Source organism: Nocardia sp. NPDC050710 (assembly GCF_040654375.1).
GTDB lineage: Bacteria > Actinomycetota > Actinomycetes > Mycobacteriales > Mycobacteriaceae > Nocardia.
In genome coordinates this window covers 211,288-232,745 of the sequence record NZ_JBFAHV010000005.1, presented here as the reverse complement: position 1 = coordinate 232,745, position 21,458 = coordinate 211,288, and the positions used below count along the sequence as shown (strand labels likewise).

The window sequence follows — 21,458 nt, the reverse complement described above, 5'->3', positions numbered from 1 at the left end:
ATTACGGCTCCGGCTTGGCCAGCGCTTGGAGCATCCGCGCCGCCATCCGCACGGTGGCGTCGCCACTGTCCACATCGTTGATATGAATCGCGAAGGCCAGATCGCCCATATTCGCGATCAGCCAGCCGTCCGAGCCTGCCTTCGCGGCGTATCCGGTGACGTCACGGTACGCGCGCAGGCTGCCGAACTCCGGTCCCCCGGTGGCATCGCGCAGCATCGTGCGTAGCCGGTCGGTGATATCGCCGGATAGCGGCGCGAGCTGGGCGTCGGTACCGCTCGGTCGTCCCAGCTCGATCATCGGCGCGGGTACCGCGCCGCGGGCGATCGCGGCCGCCGCGATGGCCATCCCGAAGGGGCTGGCCAGCACCGCATCCGAGCCGCCGCCCTGGCGCACCTGCTCCGCGCTGCGGCCCGCGATGGCGTTTCGCCCGGTCACCTCGTCCAGGCCGGGCACCTGGAAATCGATGCCGACGCCGATTCTGCTCGCGGCCTCGGCCGCATCCTGCACCGAGACATCCTGCGGCGCCTTCCCCTCGGCAACCGCGGCGATATTGCGGAACAGCTCGATATTGCCGCCGACCGGGTAGAGCCCGGTGAACGCGACCGAACCGTGTGCGCTGGCCTGCTGGTTCTGCGCGACCGCGACCACCGCGCCGCTGGACGGCTGGATCGCCACGATCGAGGCGGGCGTGCCGACGCTGACCACCGCGTCCTCGGCGGCGCGCTGGAGGCGCTGGTCCATGGTGGAGGCGATATCCGGTCCCGGCGGCCCCTGGTATCCGGCTACTTGGCTGACGAATCGGCCGTCCGGTTCGAAAATCTTCACACCCCAGCCGGAGTGCTGCTCCTGGCTGTCCTGCCACACTTTGCGCATCGCGTCCAGCAATGGCGACCACACCCGGCGGTCCGAGGAGATCAGCCGAGGCTGCTTCTCCATCACCACGCCGGGAATGGGCGCCATGGCCGACTCGAGGATCGCGAAGTCCGCCTCGCGCAGATTGACCGCGACCACCGGCTTGCCCTGGGAGGTGGACAACTGTTGCAACAGTGAAGGACCGGTGATCAACGGGGCGACCGGCTCGATGGCCTTGGCCAGTGCGTTGGTGGAAGCCACCGGATCGGACGTGCGGGCCGGATCCAGTTTGATCACGTTGATGATCTGCTCGTTCATCAATGGGGCGCCGGTGATATCGACGATCCGCGGGGCGGGCGAGGGTAGCGTTCGCACCAGCTTCGCGGTGCGGTTGTTCGACAGCTGCGGCATGACGATGCCCGGCTCCCAGGAGATGCGCCAGCCGATGGCGAGCTTTCGCAGCGTGCCCTGGAGGCTGTAGTTCCAGGACCGGTGCTCACCGAAGTTCCAGTCGACATCCATGCTGAAGATGGCCGATTGCGCGTCGAGGCTGATGTATTGGGTCTTCTGGTAGTCGACCTTGCCCGGCTGCATACCCTCGAACATTTGCTTCAGGGTTGCCTGCGCCGCGTTGGGGTACGACGTCAGCTCCGCGGCCTTGGTGTAATCCTGATCGTCCAAGAGCTCGGTGAAGCGCTCGACGATGGCCTCGGGCCCATTCGGTTCCGCCCGGAATCCGCACGAGCCCATGACAATTGCTACAGCCGCCACCCCCGTGAGTGCCAATGCGCCCCGGACGCGAAAGCGGCGGGATCCCCACACATCCATATCGCCCACTCTTCACTCTTGTCACTCCAGTAACAAGACCACCGTACCTGAAAGGACCTGCCTGTCGGCGCCCCGATGCCGGGACGTTACCCATGCTCAGCGTCCAATTGTGCCCGAAAATTTTTCGTCGAGCGGCCGATCATGAACGGTGTCCAGTCACAAGGCGATAACCGGCGCCGCTACCGTACCGGCCGGAACGCATCGGCGGGCGATTACCGCCAACGTCGGCGATTTAGGCCGCCTCTACCTCCCGATCGGTACCGCCGATCGGCGCCTCCGCCTCGATTACCCCATTCGACCCCCGTTCACGCAGAGCGGAACCATACTGCGGAATTGCGAAGTAATCTTGTAATCATCGCACTGAAGTAAGTGCGGAAGCATAGTAAGAACGAAGGTGACTCCCCATGAGACATGACCACCGGGGACGGGGTTTCGGACGACCGGGCGGCTGGCAGCAGGCCGACCTGCCCGACCCAGCGGATGTGCCGGACTGGTTCGCGGGCAGGTTGCCCAGCGACTGGTTCGTCGGACCGCCCGTCATCGAGGTCGACCGGGACGAGATCGTGGTCATCGGCGAACTCCCGCTGCCGCAGCCCGAGAAGTCCGCGGCCGGATCGGAATCCGCCGAAGGTGAGGGCGACGCTCCCACCGACGAACTGCCCCGCGCCACCAAGGAGGGCGCCGTCGCCCGATTCCGCGAGTCCACCCGCCCCGCTCGGATGCAGATCGCGGGCGAGGCGCAGCACCGTTATGGGCGCAGCGTCGCCTGGGGTGTTTCGGTGGACGGCGAGCGGATCATGTTCACCCACCTGGCCGTCCCGGTCATGACCAGGCTGCGGCAGCCGGAACGCAAGGTGCTCGACACCCTGGTCGACTCCGGCGTGGCCCGCTCCCGCGCGGACGCGCTGGCCTGGACCGTGAAACTGGCGGGCAAGCACGCGGAGTCATGGCTGGAGGAGCTGCGCACCGCCATGCGCAAGGTGGACGACCTGCGCTCGGAAGGGCCGCAGGGCCTGTAGGGGATTCGGGGCTACTGTTTCCTCTATGGCAGATACGGTCGCCCCGATCCTGATCCTGAACGGCCCGAACCTGAATATGCTCGGTACCCGCCAGCCGGAGGTTTACGGGTCGGCGACGCTCGACGACGTCGTCGAGCTGTGCCGCAAGACCGCGGCCCGGTTCGACCGGGAGATCACCGCGTTCCAATCGAATTCCGAAGGAGCGCTGATCGATCGGATCCACCGGGCCCGCGGCGCCGAATCGGCCATCATCATCAATCCCGGCGGGCTCACGCACACCTCGGTGGCATTGCGGGATGCGCTGGTGATTCCCGAGGTGCCGATCGTGGAGGTGCACATCAGCAATGTGCACGCCCGCGAGGAGTTCCGGCACCATTCCTATATCTCGCCCATCGCCACCGCGGTGATCGCCGGGATGGGTATTCAGGGCTACGCCGCGGCCGTGGAATTCCTGGCCACCCGATAGTTCTCAGGCGATCCGGAACACCGGGAAGCCCGGTGCGATGGCGGCCAGCTCCGCATCGGTGGAGTCCTTGGTGATGCCGTCGAAGAACCGGCCGACCTCCCAGCCCCAGCGCTGCAGGTACAGGCGCAACAACGGAACCTTGTCGGCGTCGGCCACCTCGGTGGCGGTGAACGCCTCGACCTTGCGACCAAGTCGCAGCTCACCATCGCCCGCGACCCGCAGATTGCGCACCCACTGGGTGTGACCGCGGGGCGCGACCAGGTATCGCGCGCCGTCCGCGCCGTCCATCACATTCACCATCGTGGTCCGCCATTCCCCGCTCTTGCGGCCGCGCACCGCCAGCAGTCGCGATCCCATGACGCTGATGCCGAGTTTGGGCAGCCAGTTGAAGATCCGGTTCATGATGGGGTCGAGGCCGGTCGGGCCGATGTAGCGGGTGCTGGCGTCCATGACTACTCCTTGTTAGTGAGCACTGCTCTCTGTTGAGATCAGTGTTCCACGCTCGCCGCCATCATGTCAAGAGCAGTGCTCTCTTTTGCGATTACCCCGGGTCGGCGGGAAGCCGAGCGAAATGGCCGGAGTATTGTCACGGCGATATGTAGTAGATATGCTACAAATCATCAGCAACCCACAATAGGGAGGGATATGACAGTGGGTGACGGTGTAGTTCTCGATGTCGAGAACCTGCGCATGAGGTACGACGCCACCGACGTCCTGGACGACGTGACATTCCAAGCGCGGCACGGTGAGGTGGTGGTCCTACTCGGCCCGAACGGAGCGGGTAAGACCACCACCATCGAAATCCTGGAAGGCTTCCGTATGCGGTCCGCCGGAAGCGTCACCGTGCTCGGCACCGATCCGGCGCGCGGCGGCGAAGCGTGGCGGGCGCGGGTCGGAGTGGTGTTGCAGTCCTGGCGCGACCACGGTAAGTGGCGGGTCCGCGAACTGCTCACCCACCTCGGCTCGTTCTACGCCCCCTACAGCACCGACGACGTCCGACGACCGTGGAAGACCGACGAACTGATAGATCTGGTCGGCCTCACCGACCAGGCCGACGCCAAGATCCAGACGCTGTCCGGCGGTCAGCGCCGCCGGATGGATGTGGCGATCGGCGTCATCGGCCGGCCCGAAGTGCTGTTCCTGGACGAACCGACCGCGGGCTTCGACCCTCGGGCTCGACGCGAATTCCACGATCTGGTGCACCGGCTCGCCGACGACCACCGCACCACGATCCTGCTCACCACCCACGATCTGGACGAGGCCGAGAAGCTCGCCGACCGGATCCTCATCCTGGCCGGTGGGCGGATCATCGCCGACGGCTCGGCCGACGAGCTGTCGCGCCGGATCGCCGGGGAGGCCGAGGTTCGCTGGACGCTGGATGCCCAGCGTTTCGTGCACACCACCACCGAATCGACCAAATTCGTCCACGAGCTGTTCAAGCAGTACGGCGAGCGGATCGATGAACTCGAGGTGCGCCGCGCCTCGCTGGAAGACACCTATATGACGCTGGTCCGCCGATATGAATCCGGCCCGGCCGAGGACGGCGTCCGCGCTCTGGAGGAGGTCACGCGATGACACCCACGATGGTGGCAGTCCGCGCGGGCGGGGCTCGCGCGGCGATCGAACTGCGGCAGCTGTTCACCAACGCGCAGGATCTGATCGGCCAATTCTTTACCCCGGCCCTGATACTCGTAGCGTTGTACTTCATGCGCAACGGAACCTTCGAGGCGAGCGGACTGAAACTCGGCGCCCTGGCATTGCCGGGCGTGATCGGCAGCATCATCGCGTTCAACGGCGTATTCAACATCGCGCAATACCTGGTTCTGGACCGCGAGGACGGAACCCTGTTGCGGGCCAAGGCGACGCCGAACGGCATGGTCGGCTATCTCATCGGCAAAATCGGTGCGAGCGCCGGATCGGTGCTGGTGCAGGTCGCGGTCCTACTCGGCATCGGCGCGCTGATCGTCGGCGGCGTCTCGATGGACGGCGCCGGATCATGGCTGACGCTCGTCTGGGTGGCGGCGCTCGGGTTGCTCGCCACCCTGCCGCTGGGTGCGATCTTCGGTTCGATATTCGAGAACTCCCGCGGCACCTTCTTCCTGACGATGCCGATGATGGGCCTTATCGCGATCTCGGGCATCTACTACCCGATCACCGGCCTGCCCGGCTGGTTGCAGGCCATCGCCCAGGTGTTCCCGATCTACTGGCTCGGGCTCGGCATGCGGTCGGCGTTGCTCCCGGCCGACGCGGCGGTCATCGAACTCGGACAATCCTGGCGGCACCTGGAGACCGCGGCGGTGCTCGGGGTCTGGGCCGTAGCAGGGCTGCTACTGGCGCCGATGCTGTTGCGGCGCATGGCACGGCGCGAAACGGGGGTCGGCATGGACGTCCGACGCGAGAAGGCGCTGAAGCGTGTCTACTGAGGTCATCTACAACCGCATCGCGATGCTGCGCGCCGAGCGCGGCATCTCGCGGCGCGAGCTGGCCGAAGCGCTGGGCGTGCACTACCAGACCATCGGCTACCTGGAGCGCGGCGAGTACAGCCCGAGCCTGCATCTCGCACTGCGGATCGCCGCCTATTTCGAGGTCGCGGTCGAGGTCGTGTTCTCCACGACTCCCTTCCCGCGACTCGGCTCGGGCGCCGAATCCGCGTGAGCGGGCCGGACCGTCGGTGCGGGCACCGGTCGGCCCCCGTGCCCGAGGGCCGCCACTCATCCGAAGTGGCGGCCGTCATCGGGCGCGCGGGCGGCTATGCCGTACCGCGCATGAGCTCGTAGGTGGAGACCGCCGTGCCCGACTGTTCGCTGGCGGCCACCGCCTTGCGCCAAAACGCCTGCGCGGTATGCGAGAACGTCGCGTCCACGCCCACCTCTTCGCTGGCGTCGATAATGTGCTGCGCACCGGCGTCCATCATCTTCAGGCTTGCGAGGTCGGCCCAGCCTCCGTTCTTGTTCGCCTCCGAGAACTCGGTCATGAAGTAGGGGAATGCCTCGCTGGACCGGATGGCGAAGGGAACGAACTGGGCGATGTCGTGGCCGGAACGCTCGATCACCGCCGTCGCCTGGTCGAAGGCGAGCAGCCAGGGGTGGAAGATCGTCAGCAGCGCCTGGTAGAAGACTTGCGCCAGACCGTCATCCGCGCCCAGATACTCCTGCGGGCTCAGTGGTCGGAGCAGTTCGGCGTGCGCCTCGAAGATCGCCCGCGGTCCGCTGTAGAAGATGTACGAGGCCGGGTGCACGATATTGTCGCCCGCCGACATCACCCCGCCGGAGATGAATTCGGCACCGTGCTCTCGCACCCACGCCGCACCCGCGCGGGTCTTCTCCGGCGAGTCGGAGGACAGATTGGCGATGACCTTGCCAGGCAGGTGCTCGGGTGCCTGGCCGAGCACCTCGTACATGGCGGCGTAGTGGGTGAGGCTGAGCACACTCACCTCGTTGGCATCCAACGCGTCGGCGACCGTTTCGGCGCGCTTGGCGCCCAGTTCGACCATGGCGTCGACCTTGGCGGTGCTGCGGTTCCATACCGTGACCTCGACCCCGGCCTCCAGGAATGCCTTCACCATGGCCTGGCCCATCGGCCCGAGGCCGAGCACGGAGACGGAACGGGGGGTGGTCTGCTCGGACATTGTGTGTCCCTTCGGTTCTCGATTCGGTAACTTGTCGGCGCCGATTCAGATAGTCGTCGCCGCAGGTACGGTCGGGAAGACCGAACGTCGAGGTGGGGTTGCTTACCTCGAGGTTCGAAATACCGTCAGAAAGGGTGCGGCCATCATGAGTAGTGACGCAGATCACGACGTGTGCGGCATGTCGGTGGCGATCGACGTCGTCGGCGGCAAGTGGAAACTGCACCTGATGTGGGTCCTCGGCCTGGGTCCGCAGCGCTTCGGTCAGATCCGCAAGCTGCTCACCGGTGTCAGCGAAAAGGTGCTGTCCGAGAACCTCCGGCAGCTGGAGGGCTGCGGCGTTGTGCACCGCGAGATCTATCCGGAGATCCCGCCCCGCGTCGAATACTCCCTCACCCCGCTCGGCGAGGAGCTCCGCGTCGCGCTGCTACCGCTGGAGGCGTGGGGCGATAAGAACCGGCGCGAACTGCTCGGCAATCTCGCCTCGGCGAGCTGACGGCGTTCGGTTCGCCGCGGAAGAGTCATCCGCGAGAAGGAGCGATCACTCCGCGAGGTGTCGGCGAGCAATCTGTTCGCCGACCCGCGTCACCAGATGTCGCGCCTGCGTCATACAGCGCCCTGGATCGGGGTCCAGGTCGGTGAGGGCGTAGCAGGCGGCAAATCCGGCGGCCCGGATCTGTTGCGGGGCAAGCAGCGCACGCCCCACCGCGGCAACCACGGGAACACCCGCTGTGCGGGCAGCGCCACAGACGCCGATCGGGGCCTTGCCGCGCAAACTTTGGGTATCGAGAGATCCCTCGCCCGTGACCACGAGATCAGCCCCGTCGAGCAGGGCCGGGAAGTCGAGAAGGTCGAGTATCACTTCGATGCCGCTGCGGACCTCGGCGCCCAGGAGCGCCATCGCACCGAATCCGGTTCCGCCCGCGGCGCCCGCACCGGGGCGATCGGCGAAATCAGGGCCCGCGATCGCGGCCCAATTCTTCAGTGCCGCTTCCAGGGTCCACCGTTGGCCGGGATCCGCACCCTTCTGTGGTGCGTACACCGCGACCGCGCCGTTCGGACCGAGGAGCGGATTGTCCACATCGCAGGCGAGCGTGAAGTGTGCCGCGGCAACCCCGGGATGGATTCCGGTCCGATCGATCTCGACGGCATGCGCCAAAGCGGCACCGCCGCACGGCAATTTCCGCCCCTCTGCATCCAGCACCCGGACACCGAGCGCTTGCAGCATGCCCGCGCCGCCATCGGTGGAAGCGCTGCCGCCCAGCCCGATCACGATCTCGGCGGCCCCCCGATCCAGTGCGTGCGCAATGACAACACCCAGGCCGTAGGTGCTCGAACCGAGCGGATCGGGTTCATCCCCGGGCAATTTCACCAAACCGACGACCGCCGCCAGCTCGACCACGGCCGTACCTCCGCGCATCGCATACGCGGCGTCGGTAGCCACACCTGTTGGCCCGGGCGCGGTGAGTTCGATCCGCTCCCACCCCGCCGCGACGAACGCATCAACGGTCCCGTCCCCGCCGTCGGCGACCGGCACCCGCCGGACCTCGACATCGGGCCGCACCCGCGAGATTCCCGCCGCAAGCGCCGCCGCTACCTCGGGCGCCGTCAGCGAACCCTTGAACTTGTCCGGGGCGAGCACCACCCGGGTCGCGGATGTCACTTCGACATTGTGGGGTGCGCGCCGGGTCGCCGCACTTCGTGCGCCCAGCGCGTCGCTCGACTCGGGGCGCGGCCGTACCCGAAGCACTGGCACCGCATCGACGACAGCGTGCAATCCCCGCCGAACCGCGGACCGACCGCTCAGCGGGTGGGCAACGGCGCCTGATCCGCCTGGCTGATCGTGACTTGACCGGTCCGCAGATACGTCAGTACGGCGTTGTCCACCGCCGGATTCGCCCGCCCGAAGGTGCCGTGATCACCACCCTCGACGGTGATCAGCGATCCGTTCAGCGCCCGCGCCATGGCGGGGCCGCCCTCATATTCGGTCAGCGCGTCGTGGCGGCTCTGCAACAGCAGTGGACGGGTGCGCAGCCCGGCGCCGGTGATCGCGACCGGCTGGGTGACCGGCCGCCACGAGCCGCAGCTCATGCCCGAGCGGACCATATCGGCGCGCGCGTCCATGGCATTGCCGCCGGAGGCGATGGTGCCGACGGCGGCGACCAGCAGTTCGGGCCGCGGTTCCACCGCGTTCTCATTGCAGGTGATGGCGGAGAAGACGAAGCGGCCGGTGGGGTCGGTCGCGGTGGCGCCCTCGATGGCCATGAGCCGCTGCACATTCGCCGGGTCCAGGTTGGCGTCGGCCATCGCCCGCGCGAAAGTGGGCCAGTAGCTGCGGGTGTAGGTGGCGACGGCGGTCGCGCCGACCAGCGGCACCTGCGCCGACGCACCACCGGAGAGCAGGGTCCGGATCAGGTTCTGCACCTTGCCCGCCTGCTCGACGGTGCTGTTGACGCCGTCGCGGGCGATCTCGGCGAGCGGCTCGGGCAGGTCGCCCGGCAGATCGGCGACGCTCGCGGGCGGCGGGGTGAGGTTGGCGTACCAGCCGCCACCCTGGTCCGAGACCAGCCGCACCCAGTTCCGATAGACCTGAAGTGCGGTGTCACCCAGGCGGTATTCGCCGTTGTGCTCGGCGATCCACGCAAACAGGTCGTCGAGGCGGCGCTTGCCCGCGACCTGCTGCTGGGCGAACTCCTCGGTCCACACCCAAGCCGGATTCACATTGGAGTCCAACACCATTCGGTCCACCCGGCCGGGGAACAGCGAGGCGTACACCGCGCCGAGGTAGGTGCCGTAGGAGGTGCCGAGGTAGTTGATCCGCTCGATTCCGAGCGCGGCCCGCACCGCGTCCAGATCGCGTGCGGTGTTCTCGGTCGTGATGGTGTCCAGGTAGCCCGGCTGGGTGGCGTCGCAGGCCTTCTTCATGGCGTCGCGGCTGCCACCGCCCAGCGAAACCTGTTGGCCCGTGGCGTCGGTCACGTCGGTACTACAGTTCAGCGGTGTGGCCCAACGCAATCCGCGCGGTTGCACCGCGATGCGGTCGAATTCGGCGCCGAGTTCGGCGGGCAGCACATCGACCCGGCGGGCCCAGTAGTCCAGGCCGTCCGCCCCGGGGCCGCCCGGGTTGGCGAAGACGGCGCCGCGACTTGTGCCGGTGGCCGCGATCCGGCTGACGGTGAGGTCGATGCGCGGGCCGTCGGGTTCGGCGTAGTTCATCGGGACGCTGACCACCGCGCACTGCACACCGCGATCCGGCGTCACCGCATCTTGGGGACAGGCGCCGAAACTCACGGCGGGCGCCGCGTCGGCGAGCCCGGTGACCAGCGATGCACCGACCACTCCGGCCACGGCCATGGTGCCGATGGCTCGCGAAAAACGCAGTGCCCCTGGCAACTCGCGTCTGGGCGTCCTCATCATTCTCGTAACCTCCGCCGGGCCGCCGCCGTTCGAGCCCGCACCGCGACCAAGAGCATTCTGCGTGGGCCGCGCACCGGTAGACAAGTCGAACCGGTCATTTCACATCCGGCGGCATCGCCGACCGGGTCGGCGGAGTAGCGTCGAGCCATGTCGACCGAGGTCCGCAACAACACCGCACTGGAACGCTTCGAGATCTACGTCGACGATGCCCTCGCCGGCTACGCCGAGTACCAGGACACCGCTTCCGAGCGGGCATTCGTGCACACCGAGATCTATCCCCGCCACGAGGGCCATGGGTACGGGCGCATTCTGGTCCGGTCCGCGGTGGACAGCTCCCGCAACGAGGGCTTCGGCATTCTGCCGCTCTGTCCGATGGTGCGGCATTTCGTGGAGACCCATGCCGAATATGTCGCCGCGGTGCCGCAGTGGGCCCGAGAGCGCTTGGGTCTACCTCAGTAGTTCGCGGTCGCGCCGTCGAGCGCGTGTTGCAGGTCGGTGCGGGCCAGCCGGGCGATGTCGCCGGGTTTAGTCGGCAGTTCGGTGATCGGCACCCCGAAATAGAAGCTGGCGGATTTCGCCTCCTCCTTGGTCGGTTCGATCGTGGGGTCGGGGCGGGGGCCGTAGCTCAGTCCGATGCTGACCAGTGCGGGGTGCACGCCGAGTTTCATCGCGCGGAACGCGATATGCCCGATTCCGCTGCCCACCGCCTGGACCTGCGTGTGGTCGACGTCGTTACAGGTGCCTTCGGGGAAGATCGCCACATGGTCGCCGCGTGCCAGCCGTTCGGCGCAGACATCCATCATCTGCTGGCCCGCCGCGTTCACCGCCCTGATCCCGTGGTCCTTGCCACGGAAGACCGGGATCCCGCCCATCATGTCGACCTTGCGCCGCTGCTCGGGCTCCACGAAGAGTTCATCCTTGGCCAGCACTCGCACCTTGCCGATGATCGGCCGCAACGGACTGCGCCAGGCCGTCGCGGCCACAGTGTAGGGATCGCTCTGCGACAGGTGGTTGATCGAGAAAATGGTCGGCCGCCCCGACTTCACCAGTGCCCGGAGCTGCTTCTCGGCGCCCTCGGCGAAGCTGATCCGCGGGTGGTAACGCCGACTGAGCAGCGCATACGCGCCCCACGCCTTGAGTCGGTTCTGTCGATGGTCGCGGTAGAAGTCGTACACGGCGTCGGCATTCTCGAGGATCACCTCGGGCGGTTCCATACCGCCGAGCCTACGATGCCCGCCAGATCCGGACTAGCTGGCCGACCATCAGTGCGAAATGGCAATCCAACTGCGATGATGTCGGAGTGGCACGCGGAGATGAACCGGAAGAGCGGCAAACTCACGGCGGGCACGGTGATCGCCGACGGCGCGAGTTCCGGCACGGTGAGCAGGTGGTGCGCGCGGGCTCCTTGCTGGTGTCCGCGACCGAACTGGTCGAACCCACCTTCCGACGCACCGTCGTCTACATCATCGAGCACAATGAGGGCGGCAGCCTTGGCGTGGTGCTGAACCGCCCGAACGACGCCGCGGTGCACGATGTGCTGCCGCGCTGGTCCGAGGTGGCCGCCTCACCCCGCACACTGTTCATCGGTGGTCCGGTCAAACGCGATGCCGCACTGTGCCTCGGCACACTGCGCGTGGGAGCGTCCATCGCGGGCGTGTCCGGCCTGCGCCGAATCGACGGACGGGTGGTGCTGGTCGACCTGGACTCCGATCCGGAGCAGATCGGCGCCCTGGTCGAGGGCATCCGGATCTTCGCGGGTTACGCGGGCTGGACCTTCGGGCAGCTGGAGGGCGAGCTACAGAACAACGACTGGATCGTGGTCTCCGCCCTGCCCTCGGACCCGATCAGCTCCGGCCGACCCGACCTCTGGGCACATGTCCTGCGCCGCCAGCCACTGCCGCTCTCGCTGCTGGCAACCCACCCGATCGAGTTGGAACGCAACTAGGTGCGACAGACCATTGAACCTTTCAGCCCGTCTACGCCGTGGGATGGTCGGGAGGTGAGCAATGCCGGACGATCAAACCGACTTGATGCGAGTTCTGTACCAGGAACACGCGTCGGCGCTCTGGCGGTACACAGTGGGTTTGGTTCGAGACCCCGGACGAGCCGAGGACATAGTGCAAGAGACGTTGCTACGGGCATGGCAGCGCCCGAACGTACTCGATCAATCCACGACATCGGCGCGGGCGTGGCTGTTCACCGTCGCGCGCAATCTCGCCGTGGATGAGCATCGCAGCGCCCGCAACAGGCGCGAATTCCGTACCGACAACCCGCCGGAGCAACCCGCCCCGGACCAGGCCGACCGCGCCCTGGACGGCTGGCTGGTGGCCGACGCGCTCGGCAGGCTCAGCGCCGATCACCGGGAGGTGATCGTGCGTGCCTACTATCGCGGCCTTTCCACGCACCAGATCGCGGCGGAGCTCGATATTCCGCCCGGCACGGTGAAATCCCGGATGCATTACGGCATGCGAGCCCTACGACTCGCTCTCCAGGAGATGGGGGTGACGAACTGATGACGGATATCGCGGATGACTACTCGACGTGGGATGCACCGTACGTGCTCGGCTCCCTCAGCCGCGTCGAGCGTCGGGAGTACGAGGATCACCTCGCGGGTTGCGGCGATTGCCAGACCGCGGTGACAGACCTGGCCGGTCTGCCCGGCATGCTCGCACTCGTCGACCCCGATACCGCGCTGGCGATGATCGAACCGGCCCCGCAGGGGGCGCGGGAACCCGAGGTTCCGCCGGTGCCGCAGCTGCTGCCCCGGCTCGCCGACGCGGCCGAGCGCAGGCGCAAGCGCGGCCGGTGGGTGACGTTCGGCGCCGCGGTCGCGGCGGCCGCCGCGGCGGTGGCCATCGCGGTTCCGTTGGTCGGCTCGGTGAACATCACCACGAACGAGCCGACGACCTCGGAGCAGGTCTTCGCCGAACGCGCGATGGAGCCGCTGGAGCCGACACCCGTCTCGGCCAACGTCAAGATCGTCACCACGGACGGACGCACCCGGGTCGTGATGACCTGCAGGTACGCACCGGGTGACTACATCTACACCGTGAATTACGGGCTGGTGGTGAACGGCACCGACGGCACCCGGATGGATCTCGGTACGTGGCCCGCGGGACCCGACACCGTGCTGACGGTCGATCAGACTGTCGATATGGCGCCGGACAAGATCGCCAATGTGCAGATCAAGTCGATGGCGTCGGGCAAGGTCGTGCTCACGGCCAACGTCTGATCGGCGGGTACGGCAGTCGGTTTCGCGGTACGGAAGAAAGCGGTCCCCGGGCGGGGACCGCTTTCTCGTCTCGTGGCGCCGTTATCGGATTGCCTGCCGCCGGAAGATCGAGGACGACCACAGGTATCCGCCCAGTCCGATGACCACGCACCAGCCGACCGCGAGGAGACCGCTGTTGCCGATCTCGGTACCCATGAGCAGGCCGCGGATCGTCTCGGTGATCGGCGTGAACGGCTGGTACTCGGCGAACTGGCGCAGGCCGACCGGCATGGTGTCGGTGGCGACGAGCCCGCTGCCGAGAAACGGCAGCATAATGATCGGGAAGGGCATATTGCTCGCGCCCTCCGGATTCGGCGCCAGCAGGCCGAGGGCTACCGCGCACCAGGTCAGCGCGAAGATCACCAGCGCGAGCAGACCGAATACGGTGATCCATTCGACGACATCGGCATTCGGCCGAAATCCGATCAGCAGGGATACGGCGACCATGGCCACGCTGCCGAGCAGCGCCTGGATCAGCGCCCCGATCACATGCCCGGTCAGCATCGAGGACGGTGCGATCGACATGGTGCGGAAGCGATTCACAATGCCCTTGGTGATGTCCGTCGCGATGGAGACCGCCACCGACGCCGTCATATACGCCGGAATCATCAGCAGCATCCCGGGCGCGAGATAGTCGATGTAGTTGCCGCCGGAGGATTTCTCCAGAGCGCCGCCGAAGACATAATTGAATACCAGCATCAGCACGATGGGCATCAGCACGACACCGAACGTCATACTCGGATAACGCTTGGCGTGCAGCAGATTTCGCCGCAACATCGTGACCGAATCGGCGAGTACATAGGAGGCGGCCGTGCCCATTGTTCGCTCACTATGCACGCTCATGCCACGATCTCCTTCTCCGAGGTCGAATGTCCGGTGAGGGTGAGGAATACGTCGTCCAGGTTCGGCGTGTGCACCGCGAGCCCCTCGACCTCGATCTGTCCGCCGTCGAGCCGATCCAGCACGGCGCGCAGGGATGCGACGCCGCCGTCTCCGGGGACGGCCAGCGTGAACGCGCCCTCACCCGCCTCGTCCAGTACTTGGGCGGTATCGCCGAGCAGGCGAACGGCGGCGTCGAGTCCGGTCCGGTCGGCGAACTGCAACCGGATGTGACCGCCCGGCACCAGCCGCTTCAATTCGGCGGCGGTGCCCTCGGCGACGAGGCGTCCGTTGTCCAGCACCGCGATTCGGTCGGCGAGCTGGTCGGCCTCCTCCAGGTACTGGGTGGTGAGGAATACCGTCACGCCGTAGTCGTCGACCAACCCGCGGATGATCTCCCACATGGTCCGCCTGCTGCGTGGATCGAGGCCGGTGGTCGGCTCGTCCAGGAAGATGATGCGCGGATCGCCGACCAGTGTCATGGCCAGATCGAGGCGCCGGGTCATGCCGCCGGAGTAGGTGGCCACGGTCTTGTCGGCGGCTTCGACCAGGTCGAAGCGCTCCAGCAATTCGGCGGCCAAGCGCCTGCCGTGCTTGCGCGGCAAATGGTTCAGATCGGCCATCAGGATCAAATTCTCACGGCCGGTGAGCAATTCGTCGACGGCCGCGAACTGACCGGTGACGCCGATGACATCGCGAACCGCCTTCGGCTCGGCCACCAGATCATGGCCGCCCACCCGGATTTCACCCGCGTCCGCGCCGATGAGGGTGGTCAGGATCTGCACGGTGGTGGTCTTGCCCGCACCGTTGGGGCCGAGCAGCGAATAGATGGTGCCCTCGGGTACGGCGATGTCGATGTCGTCGAGTACGACGTGCTCGCCGAACGCTTTACGCAGGCCGCGTGCCGAGATCGCGGGCGCATGATGACCGTTGATCATGGGTCTCCTCTTCCTGAAACCAATAACTTAATGCGAATATGTGCATGATTGATCAGCACCGCACCCTCTGCGACGCGGTGATTGATGTTTATGGACTTCTATTCGGTTGTCCGGGTGGGCAATTCGGCCCGGGCCTCAGATATCGAGATCCTCCACCGGCGGACGGTCCGCGATATCGGCGACTCGCTGGTAGAGCTTGTCCGGGATTTCCCCCTTCAGCTCTTCCAGCGAATCGACCACCACGAAAATGAAATCGCCCCAGTCCTGTTCGCCGACGCCGAGCATGCGACGCCAATTCTTGAGGTCGTTGAGCCAGTTCTTCGGATCGGTGGGGTACTCGTCCCAGTTGGCGTACTGGGCATGCATGGCAATCTTGCCCTTGCGGGTTCGGAACACCCGGACGCGCTCCATGCGCTCGTCGTTCTGATCGTTCCACTCGCCGAGCAGCGCGCCGGAGAATCGGACCTGCCGTGCGCCGTTGTGGCCGACCCGGAGCACAATCTCGTCGAAGCCCTCTTGACGACCCTCCTCCAGCTCGATGAAGCGGCGCAGCGCCGTGGTCACCGCGCCGGAGAGATTGCCGCCGACCAGTTCCTGCGCCCGCTGGAACAGGGGTAGATCGTCGTCGGACACGTAGATGGTCTTATTGGGCATGGACTCACTATACGTAGATGTATACGTACATGCAAGAGGCCTCGTTAACACTGCCCATGCGGAAGGCGAAACGTAGATGTATACGTACACGCAAGGGCCTTGGTAACACTGCCCATACGGCATGCGATGCAACACGATTCGCGATCACCGGCGCGAAAATCTTTGTCAGGCGTTGAACCGCCCACCGCGCTACCCCGTATTCCTCGTGTACGAGGAACTGGACTCCGATGGCTCGATCGAGCTGTTCGGACGGCCGCTACGGGAAGGGAGTGCGCATGCCACTCAGGGTCGTGGATTATCTGGTTCGGGCGGTCTCGGCGATGGGTGTGCGGCATATCTTCGGCGTCGACGGCGCCAATATCGAGGACCTCTACGACGCGATCTTCGACTCCCCGGACGAGATCACCGGGGTGATCGCCAAACACGAATTCTCCGCCGCCACCATGGCCGACGGATACGCCCGCAATACCGGCGGATTCGGCGTCGTGGCCGCGACCTCGGGCGGGGGCGCGATGAATCTCGTTGCGGGGCTGGCCGAATCGTTCGCGTCCCGGGTGCCGGTACTCGCCCTGGTCGGCCAGCCACCCACGACGCTGGAAGGACACGGAGCGTTCCAGGACACCAGCGGCCACGCGGGCACCATCGACGCCGCCCGGCTCTTCGGCGAGATCAGCCAGTACTGCGCACGTGTAGAAAACGCCGCCGAACTGCCCGAAATGGTGGCCAGGGCGGTCGGCGCCGCCCGGCGCGGCGGGCCCGCCGTCCTCCTGCTTCCCAAAGACGTGCAGCAGTCCGAGATCGCGGACCCGCCGTTCCGGTTGCCGCCCAGGACACATCGGCGCGACGAACCCGGCTCGGCCCGCGTGCTGGCCGAGCTGACCGCCGCCCGGCGCACGGGGAAGGTGGTCATCATCGCGGGTGATCAGGTCGCGCGCGACAACGCCCGTACCGAATTGGCCGCGCTGGCATCGGCGTTGGATGCCTCCGTCGGTGTCGCACCGGATGCCAAGGACACCTACGACAACGACGGTCCCGGATTCTGCGGCGTCGCGGGCAGCATGGGCCATCCCGAACTCGCCGACGCGATCCGCTCCGCGGCACTGTGTCTGCTGGTCGGGACCACGATGCCGATCACCGCCCGCACCGGCCTCGACGAACTGCTGCTCGGCTGCACTGTGGCGAGTATCGGCGTGATACCGCCATATCTGCCCGCGATCCACGCGTACAGCACTGATCTGGCGGGCGCCCTCGGCGAGCTTGCCGCCGAATTCTCCGATGACGCGGCTGCCGTTGAACCGTCCGCCGCTCCCGCGCCGACCGCGCTGCGCGTCCCCGCGGCACACGGTCCCGGGCTGCGGTACCGCGAACTCGTCGAAACCATCGGCGCGGCACTGCCCGCGGGCACCGATGTCTTCGCCGACGCGGGCAATACCGGCGCCGCGGTGGTGCACCACCTGCCGGTACCGCGCGGCGGCCGGTTCGTGGTCGCGCTCGGCATGGGCGGTATGGGCTACGCGTTCGGGGCCGGGATCGGCTCCGCCTTCGCCCGCCATCGCGGCCCGCACGGGATCCGGCGCACCGCCGTCATCGCGGGCGACGGCGCGTTCTACATGCACGGAATGGAGGTGCACACCGCCATCGAGCACCGGCTACCCGTCACCTTCATCGTGCTCAATAACAACGCGCACGCCATGTGCGTGACCAGGGAACAGCTGTATTACCGAGATCGATACAGCTTCAACCGATTTCGTCCATCCGAACTGGGTTCCGGGATCGGCGCGATGTTTCCCGAGTTGCCCGCGCACTCCGTACACACCACGGCCGAGCTCGCCGCCGCGCTCGATCATTGCCTCGAAGCCGAAGGGCCGTCCTTCATTTCGATCGACTGCGACCCCGACGAGATCCCCCCGTTCGTTCCATTTCTGACGACCCTCGAAACAACCAGGAGGAACCAGTGACCACCAGTGCCCTGCCCGCCCTCAGCGATATCCCGGACGACGTGGTGCCCGGAGTACTGCGTATCGAGAACTCCGATAAGGACGCCACCACCCCGATCATCATGGATATGTTGCGGTCGGTGTACCCGCACGACCAGATTTTCGGCGAATACTGCCCGGTTCAGGCGTATATCGCGGCACCGCCGCGCGAGGTGTACGAATATCTGGCCGACACCCGGTCGCTGGAGGAATGGACCTACAGCCTGCGCGGCTTCGTGGAGACCGAGGAGCCCGGCCTGTGGCTGGCCTACGATCGGCTCGGCGACGCCACCAAGATCTTCACCCGCACCGTCGCCCACCCCGAGTCGATGACCGTCGACTACCACTGCGCCTGGGATCAGGGGCAGCACCTGTGGATGATCTACCTGATGCGGGTCGTCGACGCGCAGGCGGTATTCAACAAGCCGGGTTCGGTCGTGCTGTGGGTGAACTGCAAACACCCGTTCTACGACGAAAACCCCTACCCCGAAACCGCTCCCGCGAAGCGACCGGTCTGGGTCGGTGACTTCTGGGAGATGTTCTCCGCCGGTCACCAGCTGGAAATGGACAACCTGAAGGCGATCTGCGAGTACCGCGCGGACCACGGCCTGCCGATCAAACCCGAATGGATGCGGTGACCCCATGATTCCCACCAACCCCGACGCGCCCCGACTGCCCGCGGTGAGCCTGGTCGATGTGGCGAGCTATCTGCCCGGCGAACCGGTCGGCACGGAATACTTCACCCAGTTCTCCCGCTCGGACCGGATGGCGAAGAACGTCATGTTCCGCTCTCCCAAGGGCCGCCACCACGTGTCCCGCGACGAAACCGCGGTGGATATGGTCGAACGTGCCGTCGCACCGCTGATCGAACGCCATGGCGCGAAGTTCATCGCGGATATCGACGTGTTGATCACCCACACCCAGCTGCCGGACAACCCCGTCATGGGCTGCGGACCCGAGGTGGCGCGGCGGCTCGGGGCCCGCCCCGGCTTCGTGTACGACGTGCACAACGGCGGCTGCGCGGCCTTCGTACATATGATGTCGATCGCCCGGATGGTGTTGCAGACCACCGACGCCCGCACCGCGCTCGTCGCCGCCGCCCAGAACTGCGCGGGACCGGTCTTCACCCAGAGCGAGATCCGCAAACTCGCGCAGGCTCCGGTGCCGGGCGACGGATGCGGAGTCGGACTACTGGTGAAGGATGACAGCGCACCGATTCTCGATATCGAATGTCGCACCTACCCGGAATTCGCCGGGGATATGGACTTTTCCACCAATGGTGAGCGCAAGTACTGGGAACCGGGCGAAGGCCAGGGCTGCGTCAGCTTCAGCGAATCGAAGATCACCAAGGTCTTCGCGCGGGGCAACCGGCTGGTGCCCGAGGTGGCACTGACGGTCTGCGACCGCATCGGGGTGAAGGGCCGCGATATCGACACCTTCGTCACCAACCAGCCGAACCGGCTGTTTCTGCGCAACTGGCACGACGCGCTGGAACTGCCGTCCGAACGTCACCCGGATACCTTCGACCAGTGCGGAAACCTCTTCGCCGCGGGCATTCCCGTCACCCTTGATGTGGAGAACCGGGCGGGCAGGCTCCGTAATGGATCGGTGGTGCTGCTCTCGGCCTTCGCGCACGCGGGCGATTTCGCCGCGGCCGCGGCCGTGCGCTGGGGTGCGTCGCATGGATGAGGTGCGACGATGAGTATGCGGCTCGTCGACGGATCGGCGTCCTCGCGGCGGTACCGGAGCGAACGACCGGCGGCGCGGTTCGATCTGAGCCTGAGCGAGAACCCATTCCCGCCCCTGCCTTCGGTCCTGCTCGCGGTGAACGAGGCATTGGCGCAGGCCAATCGGTATCCGGAGTTCTTTCCGCTCCGGCTGCCAACGCTCATCGCCCGCCACCTCGGTGTGCATCCGGATCAGGTGGTGGTCGGATCGGGCGCCACCGGGGTGGCGATGCAGATCATCCAGGCGCTGACCACGCCGGGATCGGAGCTGGTCGTCGGCTCGCCGACCTTCGACGGATATCCCATCATGGCCGAGATGGCGGGGCTGGAGCTGGTCTCGGTGCCGTTGGACGCGATGGGGAATCAAGACTTGGCCGCAATGCGGCGCGCCGTCGGCAACCGGACCTCGCTGATCGTGATCTGCCGCCCGCACAACCCGACCGGCACGGTGCTCCCGGCGGCCGAGCTGACATCGTTCCTGTGCTCGGTTCCGAGCCGGGTGCCGGTGATACTGGACGAGGCCTATGTCGAATTCCTCGCCGAAGCCGACCGGGTGGACACCGACGCGCTGCTGCGCAGACATCAGAATCTGCTCATCCTGCGCACCTTTTCGAAGGCCTACGGACTGGCGGGCCTGCGCATCGGATATGTCTTCGGCGGCCGCGAGCTCATCGCCAGGGTCCGGCGGCTACAGCTGCCGTTCGGCGTGAGCACGGCCGCCGTCGCCGCGGTCGCCGCCTCCTACGCGGCCGCTCCCGAACTCCAATTGCGCATCCACCGCATCACCACCGGACGGGAGAATCTACGAAACTCGCTGCGCTCCTGCGGGATCGCCGTACCCCGCAGCCATGCCAACTTCCTCTACCTGCCCGGTCCCGGCATCGCGACGGCCTTGCGACGAGCCGAGATCACGGCCAAGGCCTACCCCAACGGAAGTGCCCGCATCGCCGTGGGTGATCCCGAAGCGGATTTGGCGGTATTGGCGGCGGTGGCCTCACTGCGGTAGGCGGAAGAGGGTGACCCGGGCGGAGCGAATCCATCGCCGCGCCGACCGGCCGTGCGGTCGGTTCGGCCTATGCGCCCGGCGATCCCAGAACACGATCCACCGACTCTTCGATCGACTCGGTGGCCTCGGGCAGCGAAATCCCCTGCGCGACCAGTAGTTCGGGCGGCTCGGCGGAGTTCGGGCCGAGATGTTCGACGCGGCGGCCCGAAATCCCCCGCGTATTGCCCGCCGCGAGAACGCCGTCCGCAGCTACCCCGTCGATCACATGTATCTCCCGCCTCGGAACCGGTCGTACCCGCTCAGTATCGGGCCGCCCGTGCGACCGCGCCACCGTTATTCAGCGCGCGGAATCGAAAGCCCGTCCGGCCCGAATCCGGGCACGCCACGAATGGTTCGATGGTCCGATGCGGATCTGGAGCGCTCGCGAGTACCGCCCGAATCCAGAACCGGCCGTCGGCACGGCGAGCCGGGTGCTGTTCCGTTTCCCCCTCGTCCGCCATGAGGTCATCCTGCGCCGGACCCTCATCGAGCCCGGCGGCAGCAGCGGCTGGCACTATCACGACGGCACCCTGCTGGTACTCGTCACCCGCGGCACCCTCGACCATCCCGGCGCGGACGGCGCACCGGTCACCTATCGCCGCGGCCGCCTCTTCCGCGAACCCAGCGGCCCGAACCATCCCCTCGTCGCCCGCAACCTCGGCCCGGTTCCGGTGGCGATCGTCGTGCTCTACCTCAACCCGATTGGCGCACCCCTGTCCCGCGGCATCCCGCCACCGGACCACCACCGGGACTCGTAGGT

25 protein-coding genes are annotated in these 21,458 nt (G+C 66.7%); 15 read left to right on the top strand and 10 right to left on the bottom strand.

Features of this window, described 5'->3' with window-relative positions; genetic code table 11:
• Nucleotide 1: 1 nt before the first annotated feature.
• Nucleotides 2-1,681, bottom strand: coding sequence for an NTF2-like N-terminal transpeptidase domain-containing protein (locus AB0H61_RS12940; RefSeq protein WP_357302861.1), 1,680 nt, complete (start codon nucleotides 1,679-1,681; stop codon nucleotides 2-4).
• Between the two features lie 404 nt (nucleotides 1,682-2,085).
• Between AB0H61_RS12940 and AB0H61_RS12935 the strand changes: the two genes are divergently transcribed.
• Nucleotides 2,086-2,700: a hypothetical protein gene (locus AB0H61_RS12935; protein ID WP_357302858.1), complete on the top strand. Its 615-nt coding sequence runs from the start codon at nucleotides 2,086-2,088 to the stop codon at nucleotides 2,698-2,700.
• Nucleotides 2,701-2,725: 25 nt separating this feature from the next.
• Complete coding sequence (gene aroQ / locus AB0H61_RS12930; protein ID WP_357302855.1) at nucleotides 2,726-3,166, top strand: type II 3-dehydroquinate dehydratase; 441 nt, start codon at nucleotides 2,726-2,728, stop codon at nucleotides 3,164-3,166.
• Between the two features lie 3 nt (nucleotides 3,167-3,169).
• Here aroQ and AB0H61_RS12925 read toward each other — a convergent pair whose 3' ends face one another.
• Nucleotides 3,170-3,616 carry a nitroreductase family deazaflavin-dependent oxidoreductase gene (locus tag AB0H61_RS12925; RefSeq protein WP_357302852.1) on the bottom strand — a complete coding sequence of 149 codons (447 nt, stop codon included), beginning with the start codon at nucleotides 3,614-3,616 and terminating at the stop codon, nucleotides 3,170-3,172.
• A 195-nt stretch (nucleotides 3,617-3,811) separates the two neighbouring features.
• Here AB0H61_RS12925 and AB0H61_RS12920 point away from each other — a divergent pair, with 195 nt between their 5' ends.
• The 3 genes from AB0H61_RS12920 to AB0H61_RS12910 are packed head-to-tail and all read left to right on the top strand — an operon-like array spanning nucleotide 3,812 to nucleotide 5,821.
• Nucleotides 3,812-4,741 (top strand): ABC transporter ATP-binding protein, encoded by a 930-nt coding sequence (locus tag AB0H61_RS12920; protein ID WP_357302850.1) that lies wholly within the window; start codon nucleotides 3,812-3,814, stop codon nucleotides 4,739-4,741.
• Entirely contained in the window at nucleotides 4,738-5,589 is an 852-nt protein-coding gene (locus AB0H61_RS12915) for an ABC transporter permease (protein WP_357302848.1), read from the top strand. The genes AB0H61_RS12920 and AB0H61_RS12915 overlap by 4 nt, the downstream gene beginning before the upstream one ends.
• Complete coding sequence (locus AB0H61_RS12910) at nucleotides 5,579-5,821, top strand: helix-turn-helix transcriptional regulator (RefSeq protein WP_357302844.1); 243 nt, start codon at nucleotides 5,579-5,581, stop codon at nucleotides 5,819-5,821. Before AB0H61_RS12915 ends, AB0H61_RS12910 begins: the two co-directional genes overlap by 11 nt.
• 94 nt (nucleotides 5,822-5,915) lie before the next feature.
• Here AB0H61_RS12910 and AB0H61_RS12905 read toward each other — a convergent pair whose 3' ends face one another.
• The gene (locus tag AB0H61_RS12905; protein ID WP_357302841.1) at nucleotides 5,916-6,794 is read right to left on the bottom strand and encodes an NAD(P)-binding domain-containing protein; all 879 of its coding nucleotides are present in this window, start codon (nucleotides 6,792-6,794) and stop codon (nucleotides 5,916-5,918) included.
• A 145-nt stretch (nucleotides 6,795-6,939) separates the two neighbouring features.
• Here AB0H61_RS12905 and AB0H61_RS12900 point away from each other — a divergent pair, with 145 nt between their 5' ends.
• Nucleotides 6,940-7,287, top strand: a complete 348-nt coding sequence (locus AB0H61_RS12900; RefSeq protein WP_357302839.1) for a helix-turn-helix domain-containing protein — start codon at nucleotides 6,940-6,942, stop codon at nucleotides 7,285-7,287.
• A gap of 45 nt (nucleotides 7,288-7,332) precedes the next feature.
• Here AB0H61_RS12900 and AB0H61_RS12895 read toward each other — a convergent pair whose 3' ends face one another.
• The gene (locus AB0H61_RS12895; RefSeq protein WP_357302836.1) at nucleotides 7,333-8,454 is read right to left on the bottom strand and encodes a glycerate kinase; all 1,122 of its coding nucleotides are present in this window, start codon (nucleotides 8,452-8,454) and stop codon (nucleotides 7,333-7,335) included.
• Between the two features lie 140 nt (nucleotides 8,455-8,594).
• Nucleotides 8,595-10,205: an alpha/beta hydrolase gene (locus tag AB0H61_RS12890; protein WP_357302833.1), complete on the bottom strand. Its 1,611-nt coding sequence runs from the start codon at nucleotides 10,203-10,205 to the stop codon at nucleotides 8,595-8,597.
• 150 nt (nucleotides 10,206-10,355) lie between these two features.
• Here AB0H61_RS12890 and AB0H61_RS12885 point away from each other — a divergent pair, with 150 nt between their 5' ends.
• Nucleotides 10,356-10,667, top strand: coding sequence for a GNAT family N-acetyltransferase (locus AB0H61_RS12885; protein WP_357302830.1), 312 nt, complete (start codon nucleotides 10,356-10,358; stop codon nucleotides 10,665-10,667).
• Here AB0H61_RS12885 and AB0H61_RS12880 read toward each other — a convergent pair.
• On the bottom strand, nucleotides 10,661-11,422 hold the full coding sequence (locus AB0H61_RS12880) for a 1-acyl-sn-glycerol-3-phosphate acyltransferase (protein ID WP_357302827.1): 762 nt from the start codon (nucleotides 11,420-11,422) through the stop codon (nucleotides 10,661-10,663). The genes AB0H61_RS12885 and AB0H61_RS12880 overlap by 7 nt on opposite strands.
• 86 nt (nucleotides 11,423-11,508) lie before the next feature.
• On the opposite strand from AB0H61_RS12880, the gene AB0H61_RS12875 reads away from it, so the two are divergent.
• The 3 genes from AB0H61_RS12875 (at nucleotide 11,509) to AB0H61_RS12865 (ending at nucleotide 13,440) form a co-directional block, all read left to right on the top strand.
• The gene (locus tag AB0H61_RS12875; protein ID WP_357302824.1) at nucleotides 11,509-12,153 is read left to right on the top strand and encodes a YqgE/AlgH family protein; all 645 of its coding nucleotides are present in this window, start codon (nucleotides 11,509-11,511) and stop codon (nucleotides 12,151-12,153) included.
• 61 nt (nucleotides 12,154-12,214) lie between these two features.
• The gene (locus AB0H61_RS12870; protein WP_357302821.1) at nucleotides 12,215-12,721 is read left to right on the top strand and encodes a sigma-70 family RNA polymerase sigma factor; all 507 of its coding nucleotides are present in this window, start codon (nucleotides 12,215-12,217) and stop codon (nucleotides 12,719-12,721) included.
• The gene (locus tag AB0H61_RS12865; protein WP_357302818.1) at nucleotides 12,721-13,440 is read left to right on the top strand and encodes a zf-HC2 domain-containing protein; all 720 of its coding nucleotides are present in this window, start codon (nucleotides 12,721-12,723) and stop codon (nucleotides 13,438-13,440) included. The genes AB0H61_RS12870 and AB0H61_RS12865 overlap by 1 nt, the downstream gene beginning before the upstream one ends.
• 81 nt (nucleotides 13,441-13,521) lie before the next feature.
• Here the strand turns inward: AB0H61_RS12865 and AB0H61_RS12860 are convergent, their stop codons facing one another.
• The 3 genes from AB0H61_RS12860 to AB0H61_RS12850 all read right to left on the bottom strand — a co-directional run bounded on the left by AB0H61_RS12860 (nucleotide 13,522) and on the right by AB0H61_RS12850 (nucleotide 15,950).
• Nucleotides 13,522-14,322, bottom strand: coding sequence for an ABC transporter permease (locus AB0H61_RS12860; RefSeq protein ID WP_357302816.1), 801 nt, complete (start codon nucleotides 14,320-14,322; stop codon nucleotides 13,522-13,524).
• Nucleotides 14,319-15,296, bottom strand: coding sequence for an ATP-binding cassette domain-containing protein (locus AB0H61_RS12855; RefSeq protein ID WP_357302813.1), 978 nt, complete (start codon nucleotides 15,294-15,296; stop codon nucleotides 14,319-14,321). The genes AB0H61_RS12860 and AB0H61_RS12855 overlap by 4 nt, the downstream gene beginning before the upstream one ends.
• 135 nt (nucleotides 15,297-15,431) lie before the next feature.
• On the bottom strand, nucleotides 15,432-15,950 hold the full coding sequence (locus tag AB0H61_RS12850) for an EXLDI protein (RefSeq protein ID WP_357302810.1): 519 nt from the start codon (nucleotides 15,948-15,950) through the stop codon (nucleotides 15,432-15,434).
• Between the two features lie 275 nt (nucleotides 15,951-16,225).
• Between AB0H61_RS12850 and AB0H61_RS12845 the strand changes: the two genes are divergently transcribed.
• Genes AB0H61_RS12845 through AB0H61_RS12830 form a run of 4 tightly spaced genes read left to right on the top strand, consistent with a single transcriptional unit; the run spans nucleotide 16,226 to nucleotide 20,659 of the window.
• A complete protein-coding gene (locus tag AB0H61_RS12845) occupies nucleotides 16,226-17,908 on the top strand; it encodes a thiamine pyrophosphate-binding protein (RefSeq protein ID WP_357302808.1) in 1,683 nt (560 codons plus the stop codon).
• The gene (locus AB0H61_RS12840; RefSeq protein ID WP_357302805.1) at nucleotides 17,905-18,564 is read left to right on the top strand and encodes an SRPBCC family protein; all 660 of its coding nucleotides are present in this window, start codon (nucleotides 17,905-17,907) and stop codon (nucleotides 18,562-18,564) included. Before AB0H61_RS12845 ends, AB0H61_RS12840 begins: the two co-directional genes overlap by 4 nt.
• A gap of 4 nt (nucleotides 18,565-18,568) precedes the next feature.
• The gene (locus tag AB0H61_RS12835; protein ID WP_357302803.1) at nucleotides 18,569-19,615 is read left to right on the top strand and encodes a 3-oxoacyl-[acyl-carrier-protein] synthase III C-terminal domain-containing protein; all 1,047 of its coding nucleotides are present in this window, start codon (nucleotides 18,569-18,571) and stop codon (nucleotides 19,613-19,615) included.
• Between the two features lie 9 nt (nucleotides 19,616-19,624).
• Nucleotides 19,625-20,659 carry an aminotransferase class I/II-fold pyridoxal phosphate-dependent enzyme gene (locus AB0H61_RS12830; protein ID WP_357302800.1) on the top strand — a complete coding sequence of 345 codons (1,035 nt, stop codon included), beginning with the start codon at nucleotides 19,625-19,627 and terminating at the stop codon, nucleotides 20,657-20,659.
• A 67-nt stretch (nucleotides 20,660-20,726) separates the two neighbouring features.
• Here the strand turns inward: AB0H61_RS12830 and AB0H61_RS12825 are convergent, their stop codons facing one another.
• Nucleotides 20,727-20,924, bottom strand: a complete 198-nt coding sequence (locus AB0H61_RS12825) for a hypothetical protein (protein WP_357302797.1) — start codon at nucleotides 20,922-20,924, stop codon at nucleotides 20,727-20,729.
• Between the two features lie 139 nt (nucleotides 20,925-21,063).
• Between AB0H61_RS12825 and AB0H61_RS12820 the strand changes: the two genes are divergently transcribed.
• The gene (locus AB0H61_RS12820) at nucleotides 21,064-21,456 is read left to right on the top strand and encodes a cupin domain-containing protein (protein WP_357302795.1); all 393 of its coding nucleotides are present in this window, start codon (nucleotides 21,064-21,066) and stop codon (nucleotides 21,454-21,456) included.
• The last annotated feature ends 2 nt before the right edge of the window (nucleotides 21,457-21,458 follow it).